Source organism: Streptomyces sp. NPDC018045 (assembly GCF_044327445.1).
Lineage (GTDB): Bacteria > Actinomycetota > Actinomycetes > Streptomycetales > Streptomycetaceae > Streptomyces.
This window is the reverse complement of record NZ_JBIRFL010000003.1, coordinates 323,016-348,080: the sequence shown is the minus strand read 5'-3', so window position 1 is coordinate 348,080 and position 25,065 is coordinate 323,016. Positions and strand designations below refer to the sequence as shown.

Annotated in this window: 19 protein-coding genes; 11 read left to right on the top strand and 8 right to left on the bottom strand. The window is 68.2% G+C overall.

Features of this window, described 5'->3' with window-relative positions; genetic code table 11:
- Nucleotides 1-184: 184 nt before the first annotated feature.
- Nucleotides 185-1,681 carry a S1 RNA-binding domain-containing protein gene (locus tag ACH4EB_RS09130; RefSeq protein ID WP_398346735.1) on the top strand — a complete coding sequence of 499 codons (1,497 nt, stop codon included), beginning with the start codon at nucleotides 185-187 and terminating at the stop codon, nucleotides 1,679-1,681.
- Nucleotides 1,682-1,742: 61 nt separating this feature from the next.
- On the opposite strand, the gene dnaB is transcribed toward ACH4EB_RS09130, so the two are convergent.
- Entirely contained in the window at nucleotides 1,743-3,218 is a 1,476-nt protein-coding gene (gene dnaB, locus ACH4EB_RS09125; protein ID WP_030017091.1) for a replicative DNA helicase, read from the bottom strand.
- Between the two features lie 464 nt (nucleotides 3,219-3,682).
- On the opposite strand from dnaB, the gene ACH4EB_RS09120 reads away from it, so the two are divergent.
- Both ACH4EB_RS09120 and ACH4EB_RS09115 read left to right on the top strand, forming a co-directional pair.
- Nucleotides 3,683-5,020 (top strand): MATE family efflux transporter, encoded by a 1,338-nt coding sequence (locus ACH4EB_RS09120; protein ID WP_398346734.1) that lies wholly within the window; start codon nucleotides 3,683-3,685, stop codon nucleotides 5,018-5,020.
- 39 nt (nucleotides 5,021-5,059) lie between these two features.
- The gene (locus ACH4EB_RS09115; protein WP_398346733.1) at nucleotides 5,060-5,938 is read left to right on the top strand and encodes a trypsin-like serine peptidase; all 879 of its coding nucleotides are present in this window, start codon (nucleotides 5,060-5,062) and stop codon (nucleotides 5,936-5,938) included.
- Between the two features lie 76 nt (nucleotides 5,939-6,014).
- Here ACH4EB_RS09115 and rplI read toward each other — a convergent pair whose 3' ends face one another.
- From rplI to rpsF, 4 genes are all read right to left on the bottom strand, one after another.
- On the bottom strand, nucleotides 6,015-6,461 hold the full coding sequence (gene rplI / locus ACH4EB_RS09110; RefSeq protein ID WP_031007733.1) for a 50S ribosomal protein L9: 447 nt from the start codon (nucleotides 6,459-6,461) through the stop codon (nucleotides 6,015-6,017).
- An 18-nt stretch (nucleotides 6,462-6,479) separates the two neighbouring features.
- Nucleotides 6,480-6,716 (bottom strand): 30S ribosomal protein S18, encoded by a 237-nt coding sequence (rpsR, locus tag ACH4EB_RS09105; protein WP_003978893.1) that lies wholly within the window; start codon nucleotides 6,714-6,716, stop codon nucleotides 6,480-6,482.
- 108 nt (nucleotides 6,717-6,824) lie between these two features.
- Nucleotides 6,825-7,412, bottom strand: coding sequence for a single-stranded DNA-binding protein (locus tag ACH4EB_RS09100; RefSeq protein WP_361153065.1), 588 nt, complete (start codon nucleotides 7,410-7,412; stop codon nucleotides 6,825-6,827).
- A gap of 78 nt (nucleotides 7,413-7,490) precedes the next feature.
- Nucleotides 7,491-7,781, bottom strand: coding sequence for a 30S ribosomal protein S6 (gene rpsF / locus ACH4EB_RS09095; protein WP_003978891.1), 291 nt, complete (start codon nucleotides 7,779-7,781; stop codon nucleotides 7,491-7,493).
- 230 nt (nucleotides 7,782-8,011) lie between these two features.
- Between rpsF and ACH4EB_RS09090 the strand changes: the two genes are divergently transcribed.
- The 3 genes from ACH4EB_RS09090 (at nucleotide 8,012) to ACH4EB_RS09080 (ending at nucleotide 10,654) form a co-directional block, all read left to right on the top strand.
- Nucleotides 8,012-8,329, top strand: coding sequence for a hypothetical protein (locus ACH4EB_RS09090; protein ID WP_398346732.1), 318 nt, complete (start codon nucleotides 8,012-8,014; stop codon nucleotides 8,327-8,329).
- Between the two features lie 118 nt (nucleotides 8,330-8,447).
- Complete coding sequence (locus ACH4EB_RS09085) at nucleotides 8,448-9,566, top strand: lipid II:glycine glycyltransferase FemX (protein ID WP_398346731.1); 1,119 nt, start codon at nucleotides 8,448-8,450, stop codon at nucleotides 9,564-9,566.
- Nucleotides 9,567-9,622: 56 nt separating this feature from the next.
- Complete coding sequence (locus ACH4EB_RS09080; RefSeq protein WP_398346730.1) at nucleotides 9,623-10,654, top strand: alanine racemase; 1,032 nt, start codon at nucleotides 9,623-9,625, stop codon at nucleotides 10,652-10,654.
- A 100-nt stretch (nucleotides 10,655-10,754) separates the two neighbouring features.
- On the opposite strand, the gene ACH4EB_RS09075 is transcribed toward ACH4EB_RS09080, so the two are convergent.
- Together ACH4EB_RS09075 and ACH4EB_RS09070 are read right to left on the bottom strand one after the other, a co-directional pair.
- Nucleotides 10,755-12,236 (bottom strand): glycosyltransferase family 87 protein, encoded by a 1,482-nt coding sequence (locus ACH4EB_RS09075; protein WP_398346729.1) that lies wholly within the window; start codon nucleotides 12,234-12,236, stop codon nucleotides 10,755-10,757.
- Between the two features lie 106 nt (nucleotides 12,237-12,342).
- Nucleotides 12,343-15,036, bottom strand: coding sequence for a transglycosylase domain-containing protein (locus ACH4EB_RS09070; RefSeq protein ID WP_398346728.1), 2,694 nt, complete (start codon nucleotides 15,034-15,036; stop codon nucleotides 12,343-12,345).
- 366 nt (nucleotides 15,037-15,402) lie between these two features.
- Here ACH4EB_RS09070 and ACH4EB_RS09065 point away from each other — a divergent pair, with 366 nt between their 5' ends.
- The 3 genes from ACH4EB_RS09065 (at nucleotide 15,403) to ACH4EB_RS09055 (ending at nucleotide 18,550) form a co-directional block, all read left to right on the top strand.
- Entirely contained in the window at nucleotides 15,403-16,080 is a 678-nt protein-coding gene (locus ACH4EB_RS09065) for a helix-turn-helix transcriptional regulator (protein ID WP_398346727.1), read from the top strand.
- 48 nt (nucleotides 16,081-16,128) lie between these two features.
- The gene (locus ACH4EB_RS09060) at nucleotides 16,129-17,211 is read left to right on the top strand and encodes an inositol-3-phosphate synthase (RefSeq protein WP_398346726.1); all 1,083 of its coding nucleotides are present in this window, start codon (nucleotides 16,129-16,131) and stop codon (nucleotides 17,209-17,211) included.
- 79 nt (nucleotides 17,212-17,290) lie between these two features.
- Nucleotides 17,291-18,550 (top strand): MFS transporter, encoded by a 1,260-nt coding sequence (locus ACH4EB_RS09055; RefSeq protein WP_398346725.1) that lies wholly within the window; start codon nucleotides 17,291-17,293, stop codon nucleotides 18,548-18,550.
- A gap of 192 nt (nucleotides 18,551-18,742) precedes the next feature.
- Here the strand turns inward: ACH4EB_RS09055 and ACH4EB_RS09050 are convergent, their stop codons facing one another.
- Nucleotides 18,743-20,218, bottom strand: a complete 1,476-nt coding sequence (locus ACH4EB_RS09050; protein WP_398346724.1) for a CCA tRNA nucleotidyltransferase — start codon at nucleotides 20,216-20,218, stop codon at nucleotides 18,743-18,745.
- 210 nt (nucleotides 20,219-20,428) lie between these two features.
- On the opposite strand from ACH4EB_RS09050, the gene ACH4EB_RS09045 reads away from it, so the two are divergent.
- A complete protein-coding gene (locus tag ACH4EB_RS09045) occupies nucleotides 20,429-22,738 on the top strand; it encodes a DUF6049 family protein (protein ID WP_398346723.1) in 2,310 nt (769 codons plus the stop codon).
- Between the two features lie 46 nt (nucleotides 22,739-22,784).
- Nucleotides 22,785-25,058, top strand: a complete 2,274-nt coding sequence (gene murJ, locus ACH4EB_RS09040; RefSeq protein WP_398346722.1) for a murein biosynthesis integral membrane protein MurJ — start codon at nucleotides 22,785-22,787, stop codon at nucleotides 25,056-25,058.
- Nucleotides 25,059-25,065: the final 7 nt, after the last annotated feature.

Here is a 25,065-nt window from a genome sequence, read left to right as displayed (position 1 = left end):
CGTGAGTATCCCGTGACATCGCAGATGGAGCCCTGCCACCCGACTGTAGGATCACGCGGCTCGTGTCATAGAGAGTTGCGCTGACCAGCAAGTTCCTGACCTGTCTCGGGGTGTTGCCCTACGCCTCTGTCTCACCTCCCTTGGCTTTTCCTCGCAGGGCAACAGGAGCGTGCCGGATGATGGGATGGTGCAGCTCCCCTACGTCTACCGCGTCACCAAGTACGACCCCGACGACCGTGACCACGGGCATTACACCGGTAGTGAGGACACCGTCAGCGATCACGGTGAGGTCGAGGCGTCTTACCTTCAAGCGGTCGCGGCGTTCGCCGGGGACACCGGCATCGATCACCTGGCCGTACGTGAACCACGGGTCCCGTCCTTCGCGCACTTCGGTGTGGAGCCTCCGGTGGATGGCTTTGGTTTGGACGGACTCTTCTCTGCCGGCCCTACCGGTTTTCACGACGGGGCAGAAGTACCGCTCGAAATCGGGCTGGAGCTGGTGCGCGCCATGTTGCGCGACAACGGCGCCTGGTGCCGACTGGAGGTCTCAGACGCGTTCGCGGTCCATGTGGGGTGGGACCAATACCTCTACATCGGAAGTATCCGGCCCTGCGAGGAGGCACTGTCCCGAACCCGCGCGCTGGGGCTGTTCCCAGAACGCCTGAATTCCTCTCCATACGAGATGGAGACCGATGACGCAGATGTCCAGCGGCCCGGTGACGACGAATTCTGGGCCGGTCTGCGCTGGGCGGTCGCTGCATGCCGCGCCGGGCTACTGGAAGAGACGTACGTCGAAGGCGCCTCCAGGTGGCACCGCCTCACCCGCGACACCATCGACACCGTTCGCGCCGGGCTTGCTCCCCGCGCCCGGCTGGCCGTGTGGCCGGGCTTGTCCTCCGACGTTGACGCAGTCATCGGTGCCCTCCCCACCGAGGGCCTCGTCGAATGTGTCTGGCAGGAGAGGGACGGCCGGATCCAGAGCGCTGTCGCTGACGAGGACGATTTCCCAGGGCTGGCCGCCCGGATATCCGATGCCGACGCTGCAACGCTCCTGCCCGTGTATGCCGATGAACGTGCGCCTCTGTTCACCGCTGTCATGCCTGACAGCGACGGAGTGGTCCGGGCCCGCTGGCAGACCGAGCCGACGCCGAGCGACCGGAACTGGGCCTTTCTCAAGACACTTCACCGAGGTGAGATCGTCAACGGCACGGTGACCCGGATCGCCGGCTTCGGCGTCACCTTCGTGGACATCGGGGGCTTCGAGGCGATGATCAATATCCCCGAACTGTCATGGCGTCCCGTCAACCACCCCTCCGACATCGTCTCCGTCGGTCAGGAGGTCGACGCCGAAATTCTCAACGTCGACCCATTCCGCGAACGCGTATCACTGTCTCTCAAGGCCCTGCACGAAGATCCAATGCAGCTACTGACCGGGCAGATTGGACAGACGCTCGTCGGCCGCGTCACCAAACTCATACCGTTCGGCGCATTCGTACGTATTGAAGAGGTGGAGAACGGTTTCGAGGGGCTGGTGCACGACTCCGAATTGGTCAGCGAGCACCTGGAAACTCCTCAGCTCGGCATCCAGGTCGGTGACGCGCTACTGGTCAAGATCCTGGACATCGACCCGGTTCACCGTCGAATCACTCTCTCGCACCGGCAAGCCGTCTCAGACGTCTAGCCCCAGACCGTACTGACGATCAGGGTTCCGCGATGAAACCCGCTGCCCACACGAGCCCCCGTCAGGTCTGTGCCATATCCACGAACCGCGAATAGTGCCCCTGGAAGGCCACGGTGATGGTCGCCGTCGGGCCGTTACGGTGCTTGGCCACGATCAGGTCGGCCTCGCCGGCGCGGGGAGATTCCTTTTCGTAGGCGTCTTCGCGGTGGAGCAGGATGACCATGTCCGCGTCCTGCTCGATGGAGCCCGACTCACGCAGGTCCGAGACCATCGGCTTCTTGTCCGTACGCTGCTCGGGGCCACGGTTGAGCTGCGAGAGCGCGATGACCGGCAGTTCCAGTTCCTTGGCCAGCAACTTGAGGTTTCGGGACATGTCCGAGACCTCCTGCTGACGGCTCTCGGCGCGCTTGGAGCCGCCGGACTGCATGAGCTGGAGGTAGTCGATGACCACCAGCTTCAGTTCGTTGCGCTGCTTGAGGCGCCGGCACTTCGCGCGGATCTCCATCATCGACAGATTCGGCGAGTCGTCGATGTAGAGAGGGGCGGCCGATACGTCGGGCATCCGCCGGGCCAGCCGGGTCCAGTCCTCGTCCGTCATGGACCCGGACCGCATGTGGTGCAGAGCCACCCGCGCCTCGGCGGACAGCAGTCGCATCGCGATCTCGTTGCGGCCCATTTCGAGCGAGAAGATCACGCTCGGCAGGTTGCTCTTGATGGAGCACGCGCGGGCGAAGTCCAGCGCGAGCGTGGACTTACCCATCGCGGGACGGGCCGCGATGACGATCATCTGGCCGGGATGCAGGCCGTTGGTGAGGGAGTCCAGGTCGGTGAAGCCGGTGGGTACGCCGGTCATCTGGCCCTGACGGGAGCCGATCGCCTCGATCTCGTCGAGGGCGCCTTCCATGATGTCGCCGAGCGGGAGGTAGTCCTCACTGGTGCGCTGCTCGGTGACGGCGTAGATCTCCGCCTGTGCGCTGTTGACGATCTCGTCGACGTCGCCGTCGGCGGCGTATCCCATCTGCGTGATGCGGGTGCCGGCCTCGACGAGCCGGCGCAGGACCGCCCGCTCGTGGACGATCTCGGCGTAGTACTCCGCGTTGGCCGCCGTCGGCACGGACTGCACCAGGGTGTGCAGATACGACGCGCCGCCCACCCGGGCGATCTCCCCGCGCTTGGTCAGTTCGGCCGCGATCGTGATCGGGTCGGCCGGCTCGCCCTTCGCGTACAGGTCGAGGATCGCCTGGTAGATCAGTTCATGGGCGGGCCGGTAGAAGTCGTGGCCCTTGAGGACCTCGACGACGTCCGCGATGGCGTCCTTGGACAGCAGCATGCCGCCGAGCACGGACTGCTCGGCGTCCAGGTCCTGGGGCGGTACGCGCTCGAAGCCGCCGGAGGGCCAGCCGCCCTCCTCGTCGCCACCGCGATCGCGGCGGTCGTCGCGGCCACGGCCCTTGCCCTCGCCCCGGCGGGAGCGCGCGGCGGGCAGCCGGTCACTGGGGCCGGCGTCCGCCCAGGGGTCCTCCACGGGCTCGGGCATACTCACCCCGGCACCTCCTCCCGTCCGCGGCGCGGACCTTGCTGTGCCCTTCTTTCTTACGGCACGGCTCTGACAAACGAGACGCCCGACTCCGGTTACGGCGCGTCGAGTTCGGATGGGTTCTCAGACCGGAACAGGGGCCAGGCGCCGGACTACGGTAGGCCCGTATGCACCGTCCGCCAATCTGGTTATCCACAGGCCATGTGGACGAGGGCCCCGTTCCTGTGGAGAAGTGCGCCGATCCTGTGCACGGCACGGGGGACACCGCTGTGGACAAACACACAATCAGCCGGTCACGCCCCACCTGACCTGCGGTTTTGTCGTCCATAGGCTGTGGGGGAGAAAAACTTCGGCAACCTGTTCATGATCGGGCCAAACGCCACGGAGGAGAACGCTCCGGAGGCCACTAAGTAATGATCACTAAGCAGTTGTGCCACTTACCTGTGGAAGATTAGATTGGCAGCATGACACAGGCTCCCGCGACGCCGCGGCGCACCGACCGCCGCCACGACCGAGAGATCATCTCGCTCGCTCTGCCCGCCTTCGGCGCACTCGTCGCGGAACCGCTCTTCGTCATGGTCGACAGTGCCGTCATCGGCCACCTCGGCACCCGGCAGCTCGCCGGCCTCGGCGTCGCCGCCCCGCTGCTGACGACCGCGGTCTCGGTCTTCGTCTTCCTCGCGTACGCCACCACTGCCGCCGTCGCCCGGCGGGTCGGCGCCGGCGACCGCTCCGCCGCCATCCGGCAGGGCATGGACGGTATCTGGCTCGCCCTGCTGCTGGGCGCGGCGGTGGTCGCCGTCGTCCTGCCCACCGCTCCCTGGCTCGTCGACGTCTTCGGCGCCTCGGCCACCGCCGCCCCGTACGCCATCACCTACCTGCGCATCAGCGCTCTCGGCATCCCGGCGATGCTCGTGGTGCTCGCGGCCACCGGCGTGCTCCGCGGCCTCCAGGACACCCGGACGCCGCTGTACGTCGCCATCGGCGGCTTCTCCGTCAACGCGGCCCTGAACATCGGCCTGGTCTACGGCGCCGGGCTCGGCATCGCCGGCTCCGCCTGGGGAACGGTCATCGCCCAGTGCGGCATGGCAGCCGTCTACCTGGTCGTCGTCGTACGCGGCGCCCGTCGGCACGGTGCCTCCCTCCGGCCGGACGCCGCCGGAATCCGCGCCTGTGCCCAGGCCGGGGTGCCGCTGCTGGTACGTACGCTCTCGCTGCGCGCCGTCCTGATGATCGCGACCGCCGTCGCCGCCCGCCTCGGTGACGCCGATGTGGCCGCCCACCAGATCGTCACCACCCTGTGGTCGCTGCTGGCCTTCGCCCTGGATGCCATCGCCATCGCCGGTCAGGCGATCATCGGCCGCTATCTGGGGGCCGACGACGTGGCGGGCGCCAAGGCCGTCTGCCGCCGCATGGTGCAGTGGGGCATCGCCTCCGGCGTGGTGCTCGGCCTGCTCGTCGTGCTCACGCGCCCGCTGTTCATGCCACTGTTCACCGACGACCCGGCCGTGAAGGACGCGCTGCTGCCCGCGCTCCTGGTCGTCGCTCTCACCCAACCGGTCGCCGGCATCGTCTTCATCCTCGACGGCGTGCTGATGGGTGCCGGCGACGGCCCGTACCTCGCCTGGGCGATGCTGGTCACCCTGGCCCTCTTCGCGCCCGCCGCGCTGCTGGTGCCGGTCGTCGGCGGCGGCCTGACCGCCCTGTGGTGGGCCATGGCCCTGATGATGACCGTGCGGATGCTGACATTGTGGGCGCGCACCCGCTCCGGCCGCTGGATTGTGACCGGAGCCTCGCGTTGAAGCCACCCGAAACCACGGCCCCGTGTTGATAATGACCGTGTGCGCCCGCTTGCCAGGAAGATCGTCCTGCCCCTGACACTCACCGTCATCGGGGCAGGCGTCATAGTGGGTTACGCCTCCCAGGAAGCCGACACCAGCAGCCGCGGCCACGGAACTCTCAGGAGCGGTTACGGCAAATCAGGAGAGGCCGACCGGGACCCCCAGGACCAGGACCCGTCCGCCACGGCGCCCGCCGATGACGGCAGCGCGTACACCCCGCGCAGCACGGAGCAGAACGCCCGGGTGGGCGCGATCTTCGAGAAGGACGACTCCGGCGACCACTTCTGCACCGCCAGCGTCGTACAGAGCCCCGGCCGGAACATGCTGATCACCGCGGCGCACTGCGCTTTCGACCCCGAGACCGGCGAACCCGTCAACGACCTCGTCTTCGCACCGGACTACCGCGACGGCAAGGAGCCCAACGGCCTGTGGAAGGTCGAGAAGGTCGTGGTCGACGACCGCTGGGCCAAGTCCCAGGACGAGGACATGGACGTCGCCTTCCTCGTCCTCGGCAGCAAGGACGGCAAGCAGATCCAGGACGTGCTGGGCGGCAACACCCTCGGCATCGATCCGGGCTTCGACAATGACGTCAAGATCACTGGTTACCCCACCAGCAGCGAGACGCCGATCTCCTGCCACAACCGCGCCACGAGGTTCAGCGACACACAGATGCGGGTCCAGTGCACCGACTTCGCGGGGGGTACGAGCGGCAGCCCGTGGCTCGCCGACTACGACCCCAAAAGCCACACCGGAACCGTGATCGGAGTCCTGGGCGGGCACCAGGGCGGCGGTGACGAGGACGACGTGTCCTACGCCGCGTACTTCGGTGACGCGGTCGCCGATCTCTACAAGCGGGCCCAGGACGAAGACGAAGGCTGAGCCGCCGCCCACGCGCGAAAGGGCCGCACCCCGTTTCCGGAGTGCGGCCCTTTCGTGTGCTGCGGTGTCGCTGCTATCAGGCGGCGACGACCTCGACGCCCAGCTTCGCGACGACGTCGCTGTGCAGGCGCACGGACACCTGGTGCGCGCCCAGGGTCTTGATCGGCGAGCCGAGCTCGACGCGGCGCTTGTCCACGTCGGGGCCGCCCGCGGCCTTGATCGCCGAGGCGACATCGGCCGGCGTGACGGAGCCGAACAGGCGACCGGCGTCGCCGGCACGCACGGCCAGCTTCACCTTGACGCCCTCAAGCTGGCCCTTGACCTCGTTGGCCTGCTCGACCGAGGCGATCTCGCGGATCTTGCGACCGCGACGGATCTGCTCGACGTCCTTCTCGCCACCCTTGGTCCAGCGGATCGCGAAACCACGCGGGACCAGGTAGTTACGGGCGTAACCGTCGCGAACGTCGACGACGTCGCCGGCGGTGCCGAGGCCGGAGACCTCGTGGGTGAGGATGATCTTCATGAGTCGGTCACCCTTCCCTTATCGCGCAGTGGAGGTGTAGGGCAGCAGCGCCATCTCACGGCTGTTCTTCACGGCCGTGGCGACGTCACGCTGGTGCTGGGTGCAGTTGCCGGTCACCCGGCGGGCACGAATCTTGCCGCGGTCGGAGATGAACTTCCGCAGCAGGTTCGTGTCCTTGTAGTCGACGTAGGAGATCTTCTCCTTGCAGAACACGCAAACCTTCTTCTTAGGCTTGCGAGCAGGCGGCTTCGCCATTGTCTCTCTCCAGTGAGTTCAAGAAGTTTGTGCTGACGCCCTCAGGCCCTCGGCGCCGTTTCACGCTGTTTCACGTGAAACAGCGTGCGTACGTGCCGAACGTCGGACCTAGAAGGGCGGCTCGTCCGAGTAGCCACCGCCGGAGCCACCGCCCCAGCCACCGCCGCCACCCTGCTGGCCGCCGCCTGCAGGGGCACCGGTCGCCCACGGGTCGTCGGCGGGAGCACCGCCGCCGCCCTGCTGGCCGCCGCCGGGGCCGCCGCCCCAGCCGCCGCCACCCTGGCCACCGCCCTGCGGACCGCCGCCGAAGCCACCGCCCTGGCCACCGCGGCCCGAGGTCTTGGTGACCTTGGCCGTGGCATTGCGCAAGCTGGCGCCGACCTCGTCGACGTCGAGCTCGTAGACCGTGCGCTTGACGCCCTCGCGGTCCTCGTACGACCGCTGCTTCAGGCGGCCCTGCACGATCACGCGGGTGCCCCGCGTGAGGGACTCGGCGACGTTCTCCGCCGCCTGACGCCACACCGAGCAGGTCAGGAACAGGCTCTCGCCGTCCTTCCACTCATTGGTCTGACGGTCGAAGGTGCGGGGGGTGGACGCGACGCGGAACTTCGCGACCGCCGCACCGGACGGGGTGAAGCGCAGCTCGGGGTCGTCGACAAGATTGCCGACAACCGTGATGACGGTCTCGCCTGCCATTAGGGGAACCTCTCGGCGGGTGTGCTGCTGGCTGCTGGTGTTGCTACTCGAACCCGGTTACCGCTGACGCTGATGCGTTCAGTGGGTCTCGGGACGGAGGACCTTGGTCCGGAGGACCGACTCGTTCAGGTTCATCTGACGGTCGAGTTCCTTGACGACCGCAGGCTCGGCCTGCAGGTCGATGACCGAGTAGATGCCCTCGGGCTTCTTGTTGATCTCGTACGAGAGACGACGACGGCCCCAGGTGTCGACCTTCTCGACCTTTCCGTTGCCCTCACGGACGACGGAGAGGAAGTTCTCGATCAGCGGGGAGACAGCGCGCTCCTCGAGATCGGGGTCGAGGATGACCATCACCTCGTAGTGACGCATGTAGAACCCACCTCCTTTGGACTCAGCGGCCACGGTCGTTCCGTGGCAGGAGGGTCATGATGCGTTCCGCACCCGGCCTGGCCAGGAGACCTGGGCAGACGTGGGCGCAGACTGTACAGAGTACCCGCCTCCGGGCTTCCGGTTGAAATCCGGCCGCTGATCCCCCCAATCTGGAACACAACGGGTGTGAGCGGCGTTACAGTTCGCCGCCCTGTCTTCGGAGGTGCCGCATGGCACAGGCAGTCCGGCCGCAGCACGGCCTTCTCTCTCTTCTGAACAGCGACGGCAAGGCCCATCCCGTCGAGAACACCCTCGTCGCCGTGACGCTGGTGTTCGGCGTGATCGCCTTCATCACCGCCCACTTCCACCACCTCCACCTGCTCAGTTCCTGGACGGGACTGATCGGCATCGGTACCGGCGCCTGGGGACAGTTCATCTCCGCGACGACCGGTGAGCGCTTCCTGCTGATCATCGGTCTCGGCGCCGCGGCGATCGGCTTCTTCCTCGGCATGGCGCACGGTGGTCTCTTCGGCGGGCTGCTCGGCTAGCCGGGCAGCGGGGGCTTCACCCCCTTCGCCCAAACGGGGCGCTCCTTTGTCGCAGTAGGCTTCGGCGCGAGAGCCGGAGCCCCGACCATGGGGACACACCTGCCGAGGAGCGCCCCGCATGAGCCTGACCCTGAGGACCATCAGCCGAGAGCAGCATCTGGCGTACATCCAGAGCCTGCCTTCGGCCAGCCACATGCAGGTCCCGGCCTGGGCCGATGTGAAGTCCGAATGGCGCTCGGAGAACCTGGGCTGGTTCGACAAGACCGGTCAACTGGTCGGCGCCGGCCTGGTCCTCTACCGCCAGTTGCCCAAGATCAAGCGGTACCTCGCCTACCTGCCCGAGGGCCCGGTGATCAACTGGTTCTCCCCGAACCTGGAGGACTGGCTCAAGCCGATGCTGGCGCACCTGAAGCAGCAGGGCGCCTTCTCGGTGAAGATGGGCCCGCCGGTGATCATCCGACGCTGGGACGCCGCCGCGATCAAGGCCGGCATCCAGGACCCGGACGTCAAGCGGCTGCGTGACATCGAGGCCACCCACATCGAGCCGCGCGCCTTCGAGGTGTCCGACAAGCTGCGCCGGATGGGCTGGCAGCAGGGCGAGGACGGCGGGGCCGGCTTCGGTGACGTGCAGCCCCGCTACGTCTTCCAGGTGCCGCTGGAGAACCGCTCGCTGGAGGACGTCCACAAGGGCTTCAACCAACTGTGGCGCCGCAACATCAAGAAGGCCGAGAAGGCCGGTGTCGAGGTCGTCCAGGGACGCTACGAGGACCTCGCCGAGTGGCAGCGGCTGTACGAGATCACCGCGGTACGCGACCGCTTCCGGCCGCGCCCGCTCAGTTACTTCCAGCGGATGTGGGCGGCCCTCAACAGCGAGGACCCCAACCGCATGCGGCTGTACTTCGCGCGCCACAACGGCGTGAACCTCTCCGCCGCGACGATGCTGGTCGTCGGCGGTCACGTCTGGTACTCCTACGGGGCCTCGGACAACATCGGCCGTGAGGTCCGGCCCTCCAACGCCATGCAGTGGCGGATGCTGCGCGACGCCTACGCACTGGGCGCCACCGTCTACGACCTGCGCGGCATCAGCGACTCGCTCGACGAGAACGACCACCTCTTCGGCCTCATCCAGTTCAAGGTGGGCACGGGCGGGCAGGCAGCCGAGTACCTGGGCGAGTGGGACTTCCCGCTCAACAAGCTCCTGCACAAGGCGCTCGACATCTACATGTCGCGCCGCTGACCGCCACACCCCTTTTCGACCGCAACGCAGCCACGAGAAAGGTTCCGGGCCCGGCCATGGCGCTCACCCTCTACGTCGACACCGCGCGCTGGCGGGCACACCAGCAGAGCGTTCTGCAGCAGTTCCCGGGGCTCGTCCCGGTCTGCAAAGGCAACGGTTACGGCTTCGGCCACGAGCGCCTCGCCGAGGAGACGACCCGGCTCGGCGCCGATCTCCTCGCCGTGGGGACGACGTACGAAGCGGCCCGCATGAAGGACTACTTCAGCGGTGACCTGCTCGTGCTGACTCCCTTCCGGCACGGTGAGGAACCGGTTCCGCTGCCGGACCGCGCCATCCGTTCGGTCTCCTCGGTCGAGGGGGTGGGCGGCCTGGTGGGTGCCCGGGTGGTCGTCGAGGTCATGAGCAGCATGAAGCGCCACGGTGTGCTGCCCGAGGAATTGCCGAAGCTGGCCGCGGCCATAGAGGACGTACGGCTGGAGGGCTTCGCCATCCACCTGCCGCTGGACCGCACCGACGGCTCCGACGCGGTGGAGGAGGTCATCGGCTGGATGGACCGGCTGCGGGCCGCCCGCCTGCCGCTGCACACGATGTTCGTCAGCCACCTCAAGGCCGACGAGCTCCACCGCCTCCAGCAGCAGTTCCCGCAGACGCGCTTTCGCGCGCGGATCGGCACGCGGCTGTGGCTCGGCGATCACGACGCCACCGAGTACCGCGGCTCGGTCCTGGACGTCACCCGGGTCGGCAAGGGCGACCGCTTCGGCTACCGCCAGCAGAAGGCCGCCTCGGACGGCTACCTGGTCGTGGTGGCCGGCGGCACGTCGCACGGTGTGGGCCTGGAGTCGCCCAAGGCGCTGCACGGCGTGATGCCCCGCGCCAAGGGCGTGGCGCGTGCGGGTCTGGCGACCGTCAACCGCAACCTCTCGCCGTACGTGTGGGCGGGCAAGCAGCGGTGGTTCGCGGAGCCCCCGCACATGCAGGTCTCCATCCTCTTCGTGCCGGGCGACGCCCCCGAGCCCCAGGTCGGCGAGGACCTGGTGGCCCACCTGCGGCACACCACGACGCAGTACGACCGCCTCGTGGACCGCTGAGCCGCGGCCGCTTCCACGGACACGGAACGGGCCCGGGGCCGCAGATCTGCTCTGCGGCCCCGGGCCCGTTCCGTACGCGTCGCCAGTCGCCGGCGTGCGGCTAATCCCGGGCCGCGCCCCAGCGCACCTGGGGCGCCCCCTCGAACTGCATGGCGTGTTGCGGCAGGTGATGCGCACGGCCGAGCACGAAGACGTCCGGAGCGTGGTGCAGCACGCCGCCCGACGGGTCGTCGTCGCCGTCCCTGCGTACGACGTCCCGCTCCGGGAGGAGTACGTCGCGTACCACCACGGCACACAGGTACAGCGTCCCCAGCAGGTGCAGCGCTATGGCTACCTGATAGCCCTCCAGCGGCAGCCCCTGGTGCTTGTCGCCGTTGCCGGTGTAGGCGAGGTACAGCCAGATGCCCAGGAAGTACATGACCTCGCACGCCTGCCACACCAGGAAGTCGCGCCAGCGTGGTCGCGCCAGCACGGCGAGCGGGATCAGCCACAGCACGTACTGCGGCGAGTAGACCTTGTTGGTGAGGATGAACAGTGCGACGACCAGGAAGGCGAGCTGTGCGAACCGTGGGCGGCGCGGTGCGTAGAAGGTGAGCAGCGCCAGGGCGCCGCACCCCAGGATCATCAACAGCGTCGCGTAGGTGTTCGCGTCCTCCAGCGGATTGCCGGTGCGCTGGGAGATGAGCAGCCAGATCGAACCGAAGTCGATGGGCCGCTCCTGGCTGAAGGTGTAGAACTTCGCCCAGCCTTCGCGGATGTGGAATCCGGACGCATCGTGCGTGATCATCACCGGAACGTTGACCACGAGCCACGCGGCGACCGCTCCGGCCACGGCCTTGCCGTAGGCGCGCCACTGCCCGGCCCGCCAGCACAGCACGAGCAGTGGCCCGAGCAGCAGCACCGGATACAGCTTCGCGGCGGTCGCGAGCCCGATGAACACACCCGCAGCGAGAGCCCGGCTGCGCGACCACATCAGCATTCCGGCGGCGGTCAGCGCGACGGCCAGGAGGTCCCAGTTGATCGTGGCGGTGAGCGCGAGGGCGGGAGCCAGGGCGACCAGGAGGCCGTCCCAGGGGCGCCGGCGGTGGGTGCGGGCCACGCATACGGCGAGGACCGCAGCACAGGCCATCAGCATGCCGGCGTTGACCAGCCAGTAGATCTGCTCACGCTCCTGGATGGAGCCACCGTGCGGGGTCAGCCAGGACGCGACCTCCATGAACACTCCGGTCAGTACCGGGTATTCGAGGTACTCCATGTCGCCGGGCAGTTTGTCGAAGTACGGGATCAGTCCGTCGGCGAAGCCGCGGCCCGCGTACAGGTGGGGGATGTCGGAGTAGCAGGCGTGGGTGTACTGGCTGGTGGCACCGAAGAACCACCCGCTCTCGTAGCAGGGCAGCTTCTGCACCATGCCGAGTGCGAACATCCCGATCACGACGAGCGCGATGACGCGTACCGGACTCCACCAGCCCGTGCCGAAGAGCGCGCGCCGCCCGGCAGGGCCGCCGACCAGCTCGCTGCCGGACGCCGCCACCTCGTCCCGTCGCGTCGGCCGTACGGGCTCGTCCTGTCGCACGCTCGTCATGCGCCCATCCTGCCGTACGGCTGTGGGCCGAACGCGGAGAAGCCCCCGGCCCGTATCCACGGGTCCGGGGGCTTCTCCGTCACGTTTCACGTGAAACAGTCAGCGGTCAATCTCGTCGTCCACCTGACGCTCCGCCGGCCGGGTTGCCGAAGATGTCACCTTCGTCGTCTCCGGGCCCGCCGGTGCTCGGGTCGGGCGTTGCGGTGGTGCCACCGGAATCTCCGCCACCCGGACGCCCACCGGTCTCCCCGCCACCGGTCGCTCCACCATTGACCCTGCAGTTGAGGTCCCAGTCCGCACACGTATGGGTCGGCTTGGGGCTGGCGGGGGGGCTGGACGGTGCGGACTTGCTCGGGGTGGGCGTCGGTGAGCTGGGCGGGGGAGTGGACGGGGTGGGCTTCGGGGAGGGGCTCATCCCCTCTCCGTAGACCGTCTGGCCGATCGGTGCGGGCTCCGGGAAGCGTTCGAGCTTCTTGCCCTTCATGACCTGAGCCATGTAGTCCGCCCAGATACGGGCCGGGAACGACGCACCGTGGATCTTCTCCTCGCCACCGACGCCGTACATCTTCAAGAACTGCTGCTGTTTGGCCTGGTCGTCCACTCGCCACATGCCGATCGTGGTGGCCAACTGCTTCGTATAGCCGGCGAACCAGGCCGACTTGTTGTCGTCGGTGGTACCGGTCTTGCCTGCTGCCTCCCGCCCGTCGGGCAGCTTGGCGGCCGTACCGGTGCCCTTCTCCACCACGGTCTTCAGGACGTCCGTCACGTTGTCCGCGACCGCCGAGCTGAAGCCCGTCTTGGGCTTCTTGGTGTGCTCGTACATGCTCTTGCCGTCCTTCTCGACGGACTCGACCGAGTACGGGTCGTCCTGCTGGCCGCTGGCGGCGAAGGTGGCGTACGCACCGGCCAGCCGGATCGCGCTCGGTGCCGAGGTGCCCAGCGAGTAGGTCGGCGTGGTCTTCGCCATGCTCTGGTCGTCGCGGAGACCGGCGGCGATGGCGGCTCCCTTCACCTTGTCACGGCCCACATCCATGCCGAGCTGGATGTAGGGGGTGTTCACCGAGAACTGCATGGCGGTGCGGAGGGTGATCTTTCCGCGGTTCTCGTTGCCGTCGTTCGCCTGGTGCCACTCCTTGCCGTCCTTGTCATGCCAGACGGTCCCGTCGTAGTTGAGCAGCTTCAGCTTGTTGTCGCCGTTGTAGATGCTGCTCGGCGAGACGCGCGTGCGCCGTTCGGGATTGCGGGGATCCCGAACGCCGTCGCTCATCGCCGCCGCCAGCACGAACGGCTTGAAGGTCGAGCCGACCTGGACACCGGTGTAGTCGGCGTTGTTCGTGTAGTGCTGGGTCGCGTCCTTGCCGCCGTAGATGGCGACGATCTTCCCCGTACCCGGCTCGACCGATGCGCCGCCGAACTGGACGTACTTGTCCACCTCGCGCTTGTCGGGCTTGATGTGCTCCTTGGTGACCTTGTCCACGGACGCCGCGAGTTCGTTGACCTGCTTCTCGTCGAAGGTCGTGTGGATCTCGTAGCCGCCCTTCTTCAGCATGACGTCCGTGATCTTGGTGTTTGCCGTGATGTAGTTGTTGGCAAGGTCGACCAGATAACCCTTCTGGCCGCGGAGGTCCATGGCCTTCTTGGGCTTCTTCGGCATCGGGAAGTCCTTGATCTGGTCCCGCTCCGCCTTGGTCATCCGCTTGACCTCGACCTCACGGTCCAGCGTCCACTTCCAGCGGGCCTCGGCGCGCTTGAGGTTCGCGCCCTTGGCCTCCGTCGAGATGTACGGGTCGTAGAGGTTGGGACCGTTGAGCAGCGACGCGAGGAACGCTCCCTCGCTCGGGGTGAGCTTGTCGCAGTCCTTGCCGTAGTACGCCCGCGACGCCGCCTGGATGCCGTAAGCCCCTCGCCCGTAATACGCGGTGTTGAGGTAACCGGCCAGGATCGTGGGCTTCTTCACCTTGATGCCCACCTTTATGGAGATGAACAGCTCGGTCAGCTTGCGCTTGAGCGTCTGTGACTGATCGAGGTAGGTGTTCTTCACGTACTGCTGGGTGATGGTGGAGCCACTCTGGGTCTCACCGCCCTTGGCCATGTTGAAGACCGCACGGGCGATACCCATCGGGTCGACGCCCGAGTCCTGGTCGAACGACGCGTTCTCGGCGGAGATCACCGCGTTCTGCATGGACTTGGGGATCGAGGTGATCGGCACGATCTGGCGGTTGAGTTGACCACCGCCGGCGACCACCATCGGCTTGCCGTTCGACCAGTAGTAGACGTTCTTCTGAAGCTGCGAAGCCTTCTGCGGGTTCGGGATGTCCACATAGGCGAGCGCGAGGCCGGCCGCACCGACGATCAGTGCGCAGAAGCCGATGCAGGTGCCGAGGACCTGTTTCCACGAGGGCATGAACCGGCGCCAGCCGATCTTTCCGGCCCGCGGATAGTCGATGAACCGCTTCTTGCCGGGCCTGCCCGCTCCCCGGCCCCGCCCGCGGCCGCCCGCGTCGCCACTGCCACCGCCACCGGTGCGGCGCCCGCCGCCACGGCCGCCACGGCCACTGCCCGAGGCCATCGCCGCCGTGTCGGAGGCACGTCGTCGGCCGCCGCGTTGTGCGGCGCGCCGGGCCTCGGCTCTGCCGCCGGCCGGCCGTTCCTGCCCGTACGCTCCGGCGTCGGTGCCGGGATCAGGGGTGGAGCCGCGGGTGGGCGCGGCACGGCGCCCCGGTGATTGCTGTGCGGCTCGTCGGGCCGCAGCACGTCCGCCGCCCTGCGGCTGGGGCGGTTTGCGACGGTGCTCGCTCATGGAACGAATACTCCTCGGGCAGGCGCGCTATCTATCTCGTCGCCTGAAGGCGGCAGTTGGGCTTCAGGTCCCCCCGACGTACGGCACCCATATGGCGCATGGGGTCGCACTACACCGAGGACGGGGACGTCATGTTCCGCCCCACGGTTCCCGGCAGTTTGCATGGCGCACAGACTACGCACGGCCAAAACCTGCCCACTGTTGAAATTCACTCCAAATCAGTCAGGTTGGGTGGAACGAAACGGTGTTGTGATGGCGCTCACCGTCCCCCCTCTTGTTCCTCTCGTGGGTCCGATCTATCGTCTGGATGTATCGGATCGATACATCAGCTCGGCATAAAGAACGCACGACACCAAGGAGGCGGACATGAGCAGGCGGTCCGGCATCCTTGAGTTCGCCGTCCTCGGACTGCTCCGCGAGTCCCCCATGCACGGCTACGAGCTGCGCAAACGGCTCAACACCTCGCTGGGGGTCTTCCGTGCGTTCAGCTACGGCACGCTCTACCCCTGCCTCAAGTCACTGGTCACCAACGGCTGGCTGACCGAGGAGACGGGCAGTTCCCCGGAACCCGCGCCCGCGTCCCTCACCGGCCGCCGGGCGAAGATCGTCTATCGGCTGACAGCGGAGGGGAAGAGCCACTTCGAGGAGCTGCTCGCCCACTCCGGCCCGGACGCGTGGGAGGACGAACACTTCGGCGTCCGCTTCGCCTTCTTCGGGCAGACCTCGCGCGACGTACGGATGCGGGTCCTGGAAGGCCGCCGCAGCCGGCTGGAGGAGCGCCTCGAAAAGATGCGCACCTCCTTGGCACGGTCACGCGAGCGGCTGGACGACTACACCCTCGAACTGCAGCGGCACGGTATGGAGTCCGTGGAACGCGAGGTCCGGTGGCTCAACGAGCTGATCGAGAGCGAGCGCGCCGGCCGCGATCAGCGCGCCGCGGACCCCGCGGAGCAGGACCAGAAGGACACGTCAGCAGATACGGGCGGCCTGCCCCGGCGTCGGGGAGGTTCCCGGCCGGATCCGTCCGATGACACCACCACATGAGGTTCCGCAGACCGTGGGACCTTGTCGAGATCACAGGGAGCAACCGGAATGGGTTCGGTTCGCGTAGCCATCGTCGGCGTGGGCAACTGCGCCGCCTCGCTGGTACAAGGCGTCGAGTACTACAAGGACGCAGACCCGGACAGCCGCGTGCCCGGCCTGATGCACGTGCAGTTCGGCGACTACCACGTGCGTGACATCGAGTTCGTGGCCGCTTTCGACGTCGACGCCAAGAAGGTCGGCCTCGACCTGGCGGACGCCATCGGCGCCAGCGAGAACAACACCATCAAGATCTGCGACGTGCCGAACTCCGGCGTGACCGTCCAACGCGGACACACCCTCGACGGCCTGGGCAAGTACTACCGCCAGACCATCGAGGAGTCCGACGAGGCGCCGGTGGACATCGTCCAGGTGCTCAAGGACCAGCAGGTCGACGTCCTGGTGTGCTACCTGCCCGTCGGCTCCGAGGACGCCGCGAAGTTCTACGCCCAGTGCGCCATCGACGCCAAGGTCGCCTTCGTCAACGCCCTGCCGGTCTTCATCGCCGGCACCAAGGAGTGGGCGGACAAGTTCACCGAGGCGGGCGTGCCGATCGTCGGTGACGACATCAAGTCCCAGGTCGGCGCCACGATCACGCACCGCGTGATGGCCAAGCTCTTCGAGGACCGGGGCGTCATCCTGGACCGCACGATGCAGTTGAACGTCGGCGGCAACATGGACTTCAAGAACATGCTCGAACGGGAGCGCCTGGAGTCCAAGAAGATCTCCAAGACGCAGGCCGTCACCTCGCAGATCCGCGACCGCGACATGGGCGAGGACAACGTCCACATCGGTCCGTCGGACTTCGTCGCCTGGCTGGACGACCGCAAGTGGGCCTACGTGCGCCTGGAGGGCCGTGCCTTCGGTGACGTCCCGCTGAACCTGGAGTACAAGCTGGAGGTCTGGGACTCCCCGAACTCCGCGGGTGTCATCATCGACGCGCTGCGCGCCGCGAAGATCGCCAAGGACCGCGGCATCGGTGGTCCGGTGCTCTCCGCGTCCTCGTACTTCATGAAGTCGCCGCCGGTGCAGTACTTCGACGACGAGGCGCACGCGAACGTCGAGAAGTTCATCAAGGGCGAGGTCGAGCGCTAAGCGCCACGCCTTTCCCCCGTGCTCACAGGCCCCCGGAAATTCCGTCCGGGGGCCTGTGAGCTGTGTGAGGCTGGGCCCCATGCCCGTTGTGCGTGACCTCCGCGTACTGCTCCAGCTACGCGACTTCCGCTCCCTGCTGGCCGTACGGCTTCTCTCCCAGGCCGCCGACGGTGTCTACCAGGTCGCGCTCGCCACATACGTCGTCTTCTCCCCCGAGAAACAGACCTCTCCCGCGGCCATCGCCTCCGCCATGGCGGTGCTGCTGCTCCCGTACTCGCTCCTCGGCCCGTTCGCGGGCGTCCTCCTCGACCGCTGGCGCCGCCGGCAGGTGCTGCTCTACGGCAACCTGCTGCGCACCGCACTCGCCGTCGGCACCGCGGCCCTGATCACGGCGCAGGTCCCGGACGGGCTCTTCTACGCGTCCGCCCTCTCCGTCATGGCCGTCAACCGCTTCGTGCTGGCCGGGCTCTCGGCCGCGCTGCCCCGGGTGGTCGACGGCACGGAGCACCTGGTGATGGCGAACTCCCTCTCACCGACCGCCGGCACGCTCGCGACCACCGCGGGAGGCGGCCTCGCCTTCGCCGCCCGGCTAGCGGGCATCGAGTCGAACTCGGTCGTCGTGGTGCTGGCAGCGGTCCTGTATCTCTGCGCTGCCGGTGTCTCGCTGCGGATGACACCGGGGCTACTCGGGCCCGAGCCGGCACAGCTCCAGCCACGCTTGGGTGCTGCCTTGTCCAGCACCGCCCGTGGTCTGGTGGAGGGCTTGCGTCACCTTGCGCAGCGCCGAACGGCCGCAGCGGCGCTGACAGCGATGACCGCGCTGCGCTTCTGCTACGGGGCGCTGACGGTGACGGTGCTGATGCTGTGCCGGTACGCCTGGTCCACCGACGAGTCGCACGGGCTGGCGCTCCTCGGGATCGCCGTCGGTGTGTCGGGGGCCGGTTTCTTCGCTGCCGCGGTCATCACCCCGCCGGTCGTGGCCCGCCTCGGCCCCCTGGCCTGGATGGCGTGCTGCGCGGGGCTGTCGGCCGTACTGGCTCCTGCTCTGGGGCTGGCCTTCGCGTACGGCCCGATGCTGATGGCGGCCTTCGTGCTCGGCCTCAGCACGCAGGGAGCCAAGATCTCCACGGACACGGTGGTGCAGTCGTCCGTGGACGACGCCTTCCGCGGTCGGGTTTTCGCCGTGTACGACATGCTCTTCAACGTCGCCTATGTCGGTGCCGCGGCGGCGGCAGCGTTGATGTTGCCGCCGGACGGCAGGTCGAGTCTGCTCGTCATCGGCGTGGCCCTGCTCCTCGCGGCGACCGCCGTGTCCCTGGTGCGCTTTCTGCGGAGCTAGGCACCCGCCCCTGTCGGCGCCGTCGGCGACGGGGCCCGTCGTAAGCCGATACGCCACGCGCTCTGCACACATGACACGGCATTCACCAGGGGGACCTTCGTGGCCACCGATGACACGAAGAAGGAGGGAACACCGCGCGTTTCACGTGAAACACGGCGCCGGAGGCGGGGCCGTGTTTCACGTGAAACAGGCTCAGCTCTGCGCGGCCCACCACTCCCGCAGGGCCGCGACGGCCTGGTCCCGCTCCATCGGCCCGTTCTCCAGCCGCAGTTCGAGCAGGTGCTTGTACGCCTTGCCGACCGCCGGGCCAGGGGCGACGCCGAGGATCTGCATGATGTCGTTGCCGTCCAGGTCCGGCCGGATCGAGTCCAGCTCCTCCTGCTCCTGCAGACGCGCGATCCGCTCCTCCAGCCCGTCATAGGCACGGGAGAGAGCGTTGGCCTTGCGCTTGTTACGGGTGGTGCAGTCCGAACGCGTCAGCTTGTGCAGTCGCCGCAACTGCGGGCCGGCGTCCCGTACGTACCGGCGGACCGCGGAGTCGGTCCACTCACCCGTCCCGTAACCGTGGAAGCGCAGGTGCAGCTCCACCAGGAGCGAGACATCCTTGATCATGTCGTTGGAGTACTTCAGCGCGGCCATCCGCTTCTTGGTCATCTTCGCGCCCACGACTTCGTGGTGGTGGAAGGAGACCCGGCCGTCGCTCTCGAAGCGCCGCGTCTTCGGCTTGCCGATGTCGTGCAGCAGCGCCGCCAGCCGCAGGACCAGGTCCGGACCGTCCTCTTCGAGGTCGATCGCCTGCTCCAGCACCGTCAGCGAGTGCTCGTAGACGTCCTTGTGGCGGTGATGTTCGTCACTCTCCAGCCGCAGGGCGGGCAGTTCCGGCAGCACCCGGTCGGCGATTCCCGTGTCGACCAGCAGCCTGAGGCCCTTGCGCGGGTGTGCGCCGAGCAGCAGTTTGTTCAACTCGTCCCGAACCCGCTCGGCGGAGACGATGTCGATGCGCTCGGCCATGGCCTTCATGGCCGAGACGACGTCCTCGGCCACCTCGAAGTCCAACTGAGCCGCGAACCGGGCTGCCCGCATCATCCGCAGCGGGTCGTCGGAGAACGACTCCTCCGGCGTTCCCGGCGTGCGCAGGACACGCGCCGCCAGGTCCTCCAGGCCGTTGTGCGGATCGATGAACTCCTTCTGCGGCAGCGCCACCGCCATGGCGTTCACCGTGAAGTCCCGGCGCACCAGATCCTGCTCGATGGAGTCGCCGTAGGACACCTCGGGCTTGCGCGAGGTTCGGTCGTACGCCTCGGAGCGGTACGTGGTGACCTCGATGTCGAACGAGTCCTTCTTGCAGCCGACCGTGCCGAAGGCGATACCCACCTCCCACACCGCGTCCGCCCACGGACGCACGATCCGCAGCACGTCCTCGGGACGGGCGTCGGTGGTGAAGTCCAGGTCGTTGCCGAGCCGGCCGAGCAGGGCGTCCCGCACCGAACCTCCGACCAGGGCAAGCGTGAACCCGGCCTCCTGGAAGCGGCGGGCCAGGTCGTCCGCGACGGGGGACACCCGCAACAGTTCGCCGACGGCACGGCGCTGCGCCTGGCTCAGCGCACTCGTCGACTGCGAGGTCCGCTCGGACTGCGGGGCGAGGAAGTCATTGTTGGCGTTCGGCACAACAGAACAGGGTACGTGTCCGCGTCCGGCGAAGCGTCCCATCGCCCGCCCCGCCGGGCATCCGTGTGGAAAGGGGACAAGGCCCTCCTGCGGCCGGGCAACGGGCGATCTTGTGGAGCAGTCCCCAGCACTTCGGCACAGCGGGTCTCGTTACCATGCGTGGACGCACATTCCGACGACCACTGACGACGACGAGGGACGGGCGAACGCGTGGCCGAGGCGGCAGGGTTCCAAGGGAGTGAACGGCCGCGCGGTCGGTGGTCGCGCCGGGCCGCGGCGCTGATCGCCGGAGTGCCGTTGCTGGTCGCGTTGCTGCAGTTCCCGGCCGCCCCCGAAGCCCGTGCCGCCGGTCCGCGCACCGTCGATGTGTCCATCGACGCGCTCACGCCCACCGTGCCCAAGAAGAACGACACCCTCACCGTCTCCGGCACCCTCACCAACCGCGGTGACTCCCCGGTCACCGACGCGCACGTAGGCCTGCGGCGGGGCCAGGCCCTCACCAGCCGCAGCGCCATCGACACGGCCGCCAAACGCACCGGCTTCTCGCCCGGCGCGGACGGCGAGGAGATCGAGAACCGCACCCAGAAGATCGACAAGCTGGCCCCGGGCGTCAGCCGCACCTTCACCCTCCAGGTGCCGGTCAAGGACCTCGGCCTGGGTGACGACGGTGTCTACCAGCTCGGGGTCTCCTTGTCCGGCCGGGCCGGGGGCAGCTCGTACGAGCAGGTGCTCGGCGCCCAGCGGACGTTCCTGCCCTGGCAGACCTCCGACGTGGCGAAGAAGACACAGCTCACGTACCTGTGGCCGCTGATCTCCTCGACGCACCTCACCGCGGAGACCGACGCGGACGCGGAGCAGACCCCCGTCTTCCGCAACGACAACCTGGCCGCGGAGATCGCCCCCGGCGGACGGCTCCAGCAGCTCGTGGCGCTCGGCAAGGACCTCCCCGTCACCTTCGTCATCGACCCCGACGTGCTCGCCTCCGTCGAAGCGATGACCAAGACGTACAAGGTCGAAGGGCCGAACGGCCCCACGGCGGGCAAGAACCAGGCGATCGCCAAGCAATGGCTGAAGCAGGTGGAGGAGGCCGTCAAGACCCACGAGGTCATCGCCCTCCCCTTCGCCGACCCCGACCTGGCCTCCCTCGCCCATCGCGGCAAGGAGGTGCCCAGCGCCCTCGGTCACCTCGGCTCCGCCACGACGCTGGCGGCCACGGCCGTGGAGACGGTCCTGGGCGTCAAGCCCCGTACCGACTTCGCGTGGCCCGTCGAGGGCGCCGTCGACTCCTCGATCGTCGATGTGGCCACCTCCGGCGGCGCCCACAACATCATCGCCCGCAGCGACAGCATCCAGGAGAACGACCTCTCCTACAGCCCGACGGCGGCCCGCCCCATCGGCGGCGGGAACACCGCGATCGTCTCGGACGCACGGCTGTCCACCGCGTTCGAGGGCGACCTGTCCAAGGCCGAGAACTCCACCCTCGCCATTCAAAAGTTCCTCGCCCAGAGCCTCATGGTCAACGGCCAGGAGCCCGAGCGGCAGCGCAACCTCGTCGTCGCCCCGCAGCGCACGCCCTCCGTCAGCCAGGCCCAGGCGATGGCCGCCGGCGTGAAGAGCCTGGTGCCCGGCCGCTGGGCCGAACCGCTGAGTCTGGTGGGTGCTGCCAAGGCCGCGCCCGACCCGAACGCCAACCGCGACGTGCCCAGGAGCTCCGCCTACCCGTCCTCGCTGCGCAAGCAGGAGCTGCCGACCGAGGCCTTCGAGGAGATCCAGGACACCCAGAGCACGCTGGACGACTTCAAGCCCATCCTGTCCCAGCCCGGCCGCGTGGTGACGCCGTTCGGCAGCGCCATCATGCGGGAGATGTCGACGGAGTGGCGGGGCGACGAGGCGGGCGCCGCGGCGTTCCGCGGCTCCGTGCGCACCTATCTCGACGGTCTGACGAAGAACGTGCAACTGATCCAGAAGTCGGACGCGACGCTCTCCGGGCGCAGCGCGACCATTCCGGTGACGGTGCAGAACAACCTGGTCCAGGGCGTGAAGGGCCTGACGCTGGAACTCACGTCCTCGCAGCCCAACCGCCTGGACACGGGTGAGCCCCAGGAGATCACGGTCGACGGCGGCCACAGCCAGTCGTTCAAGTTCGACACGACGGCGAACGCCAACGGCCCCGTGCAGGTGACGGCGCAGCTCTACACCTCCGAGGGCAAGCCGTACGGCCGGCCGATGACCTTTCAGGTCAACGTCACCGAGATCACCTCGACGATCATGCTCGTGATCGCGGGTGGCGTGCTGCTGCTCGTCCTCGCCGGTGTGCGCATCTACCTCCAGCGCAAGCGTGCCGGGTCCCGGCACGAGGAGGGGACCGACGGTGGCGAGGGGGCCGCCGGAGCCGGTGACGGCAACGGGGACGACGGCGGTACGGACGGTGACGAGCCGGTGCAGCCGGGTGACCCCGAGCCGGACACCGGTTCGGGAAGCACGGACCCGTCCGGCTCAGGTGAGAAAGTGGACCGTTGATGGATGGCGGGGCCGGATGGCCGGCGACAGATGAGGTGGGGCAGCGATGAATGCGCCGTACGACGGTGACCGCGGCAGGGGTGCGCACGGCACCCCCGCGGGTCAGGGACCGCCGACGCCCCAGGGGCAGCCGCCCCATGACCCATATATGCAGGACGCGTACGCCAACGACCCCTACCGGTCGCAGGACCCCACGACCCAGGACCCGGTGAACGACGTCTTCTACGACCGGTCGGCACATCCCCCGCCGCCTCCCGGCCAGGCCCCGAACCCGCTCTACCAGCAGCCGCCCGCCCCGCAGCACACTCCGGACCCCCAGGTGTGGGCCCCGCCCCCGCCTCCCGAGCCCCAGGGCCCGACCCGGCACCTGCCGTACGGTGACGACGCCGCCACCACGCAGTTCGTCGGAGTGGACGACCTCATCACGCAGGCCGCCGACGAGCGCCCTGAGCAGGACGCCTTCGCGCACCTGTACCGGGACCAGCAGCAGCCGTACGAGCCCCAGCGCCCGCACGACCCGCAGCGACCGCAGTACGAACCGCGGCAGTCGCCCGAACCGCAGCGGCCGTACGCGCCGCAGCAGCCGATGGCACCGCAGCCGGAACCCTTCCCGCAGGCCGCCGCCGTACCGGAGCAGCCGCCGGCGCCCGCGCCTGAACCCGCCGCGTCCGCCAAGCGCCCCGGCGGACGCGCGTCGAGCCTGCTGAAGTCCAGCGCCGTCATGGCCGCGGGCACACTGGTCTCCCGGATCCTGGGCTTCGTACGCAACCTCGTCATCGCCGCGGCGATCGGTGTCGGCACCCTCAACGACTCGTACCAGGTCGCCAACACCCTGCCGACGATGATCTACATCCTGGTCGGCGGCGGCGCCCTGAACGCGGTGTTCATCCCGCAACTGGTGCGGGCCATGAAGAACGACGAGGACGGCGGCGAGGCGTACGCCAACCGCCTCCTGACCCTGGTCACCGTGTTGATGGCAGGGATCACCACGGTCTGTGTGCTGGCGGCGCCGGTCTTCATCAGCATGATGTCGCCGAAGATCGCCTCCGACCCCGAGCAGATGGAAGTGGCGGTCGCCTTTGCCCGCTACTGCCTGCCGACCATGTTCTTCATGGGCGTGCACGTCGTACTGGGGCAGATCCTCAACGCCCGTGGCCGGTTCGGCGCGATGATGTGGACCCCGGTCCTCAACAACGTCATCGTGATCGCCACCTTCGGCGCGTTCATCTGGGTCTTCGGCAGCTTCTCGCAGAGCGGCGTGAGCGCCGGCAACGTCTCCGCCGACGCGATCCGGCTGCTGGGCATCGGCACGCTGCTCGGACTGACCGTGCAGGCGCTGGCCATGTTCCCCTACCTCCGGGACGCCGGGTTCCGGCTCCGCCCGCGCTTCGACTGGCGCGGCCACGGACTCGGCAAGGCCGCTCGGCTCGCCAAGTGGACCTTCTTCTTCGTCCTGGCCAACCAGGTCGGCCTGGTCGTGGTGACCCAGATCGCCACCTGGGCGGGTTCGGTCGCCGAGGGCGAGGGCCACTCCGGTACCGGTATCACCGCCTACAACTACGCGCTGCAGCTCTGGCAGATGCCGCAGGCCATCATCACCGTCTCGGTCATGACCGCCGTCCTGCCGCGCATCTCCCGGGCCGCGCACGACGGGGACGTCACCGCCGTGCGCGACGACATCTCCTACGGGCTGCGGACCTCCGCGGTCGCCATCGTGCCGTGCGCCTTCGCGTTCCTGGCGCTCGGTGTGCCCATGGCGACGCTGATGTTCTCCAGCGCGGGCGCCGGTGCCACCAACATCGGTTACGTGATCATGGCGTTCGGCCTGGGCCTGATCCCGTACTCCGCGCAGTACGTCATCCTGCGCGGTTTCTACGCCTACGAGGACACCCGCACACCGTTCTTCAACACGGTGATCGTCGCCGCCGTCAACGCGGCGGTCTCCGGTCTGTGCTTCCTCCTCCTGCCGGCGCGCTGGGTCGTGGTCGGCCTCGCCGCCGCCTATGGCCTGGCCTACGCCGTCGGCGTCGGTGTGGCCTGGCGACGCCTGCGCACACGACTGGGTGGTGACCTGGACGGACCGCACGTCATTCGTACGTACGCCCGTCTCGCCGGTGCCTGCGTGCCCGCCGCCCTGGTCGGCGGCGCGGCCGCATACGGAATCACCCTGGCGCTCGGCAGCGGCGCCATCGGTTCGCTGGCCGCCTTGGCCGGTGGCGGTGTCACACTGATCGCCGTCTTCTTCCTCGCCGCGAAGCGGATGCGGGTCGAGGAGATGAACGCCATGGTCGGCATGGTGCGCGCCAAGCTGGGGCGCTGAGCGGGCA

Coding starts and splice junctions, on each gene's coding strand:
- ACH4EB_RS09075 (WP_398346729.1), bottom strand. CDS start 12,236: ATGACGAGCGTGCGACAGGACGAGCCCGTACGGCCGACGCGACGGGAC.
- ACH4EB_RS09055 (WP_398346725.1), top strand. CDS start 17,291: ATGCCCGTTGTGCGTGACCTCCGCGTACTGCTCCAGCTACGCGACTTC.
- murJ (WP_398346722.1), top strand. CDS start 22,785: ATGAATGCGCCGTACGACGGTGACCGCGGCAGGGGTGCGCACGGCACC.
- ACH4EB_RS09120 (WP_398346734.1), top strand. CDS start 3,683: ATGACACAGGCTCCCGCGACGCCGCGGCGCACCGACCGCCGCCACGAC.
- ACH4EB_RS09130 (WP_398346735.1), top strand. CDS start 185: ATGGTGCAGCTCCCCTACGTCTACCGCGTCACCAAGTACGACCCCGAC.
- ACH4EB_RS09070 (WP_398346728.1), bottom strand. CDS start 15,036: ATGAGCGAGCACCGTCGCAAACCGCCCCAGCCGCAGGGCGGCGGACGT.
- ACH4EB_RS09060 (WP_398346726.1), top strand. CDS start 16,129: ATGGGTTCGGTTCGCGTAGCCATCGTCGGCGTGGGCAACTGCGCCGCC.
- rpsF (WP_003978891.1), bottom strand. CDS start 7,781: ATGCGTCACTACGAGGTGATGGTCATCCTCGACCCCGATCTCGAGGAG.
- ACH4EB_RS09090 (WP_398346732.1), top strand. CDS start 8,012: ATGGCACAGGCAGTCCGGCCGCAGCACGGCCTTCTCTCTCTTCTGAAC.
- ACH4EB_RS09085 (WP_398346731.1), top strand. CDS start 8,448: ATGAGCCTGACCCTGAGGACCATCAGCCGAGAGCAGCATCTGGCGTAC.
- rplI (WP_031007733.1), bottom strand. CDS start 6,461: ATGAAGATCATCCTCACCCACGAGGTCTCCGGCCTCGGCACCGCCGGC.
- dnaB (WP_030017091.1), bottom strand. CDS start 3,218: ATGCCCGAGCCCGTGGAGGACCCCTGGGCGGACGCCGGCCCCAGTGAC.
- rpsR (WP_003978893.1), bottom strand. CDS start 6,716: ATGGCGAAGCCGCCTGCTCGCAAGCCTAAGAAGAAGGTTTGCGTGTTC.
- ACH4EB_RS09080 (WP_398346730.1), top strand. CDS start 9,623: ATGGCGCTCACCCTCTACGTCGACACCGCGCGCTGGCGGGCACACCAG.
- ACH4EB_RS09065 (WP_398346727.1), top strand. CDS start 15,403: ATGAGCAGGCGGTCCGGCATCCTTGAGTTCGCCGTCCTCGGACTGCTC.
- ACH4EB_RS09100 (WP_361153065.1), bottom strand. CDS start 7,412: ATGGCAGGCGAGACCGTCATCACGGTTGTCGGCAATCTTGTCGACGAC.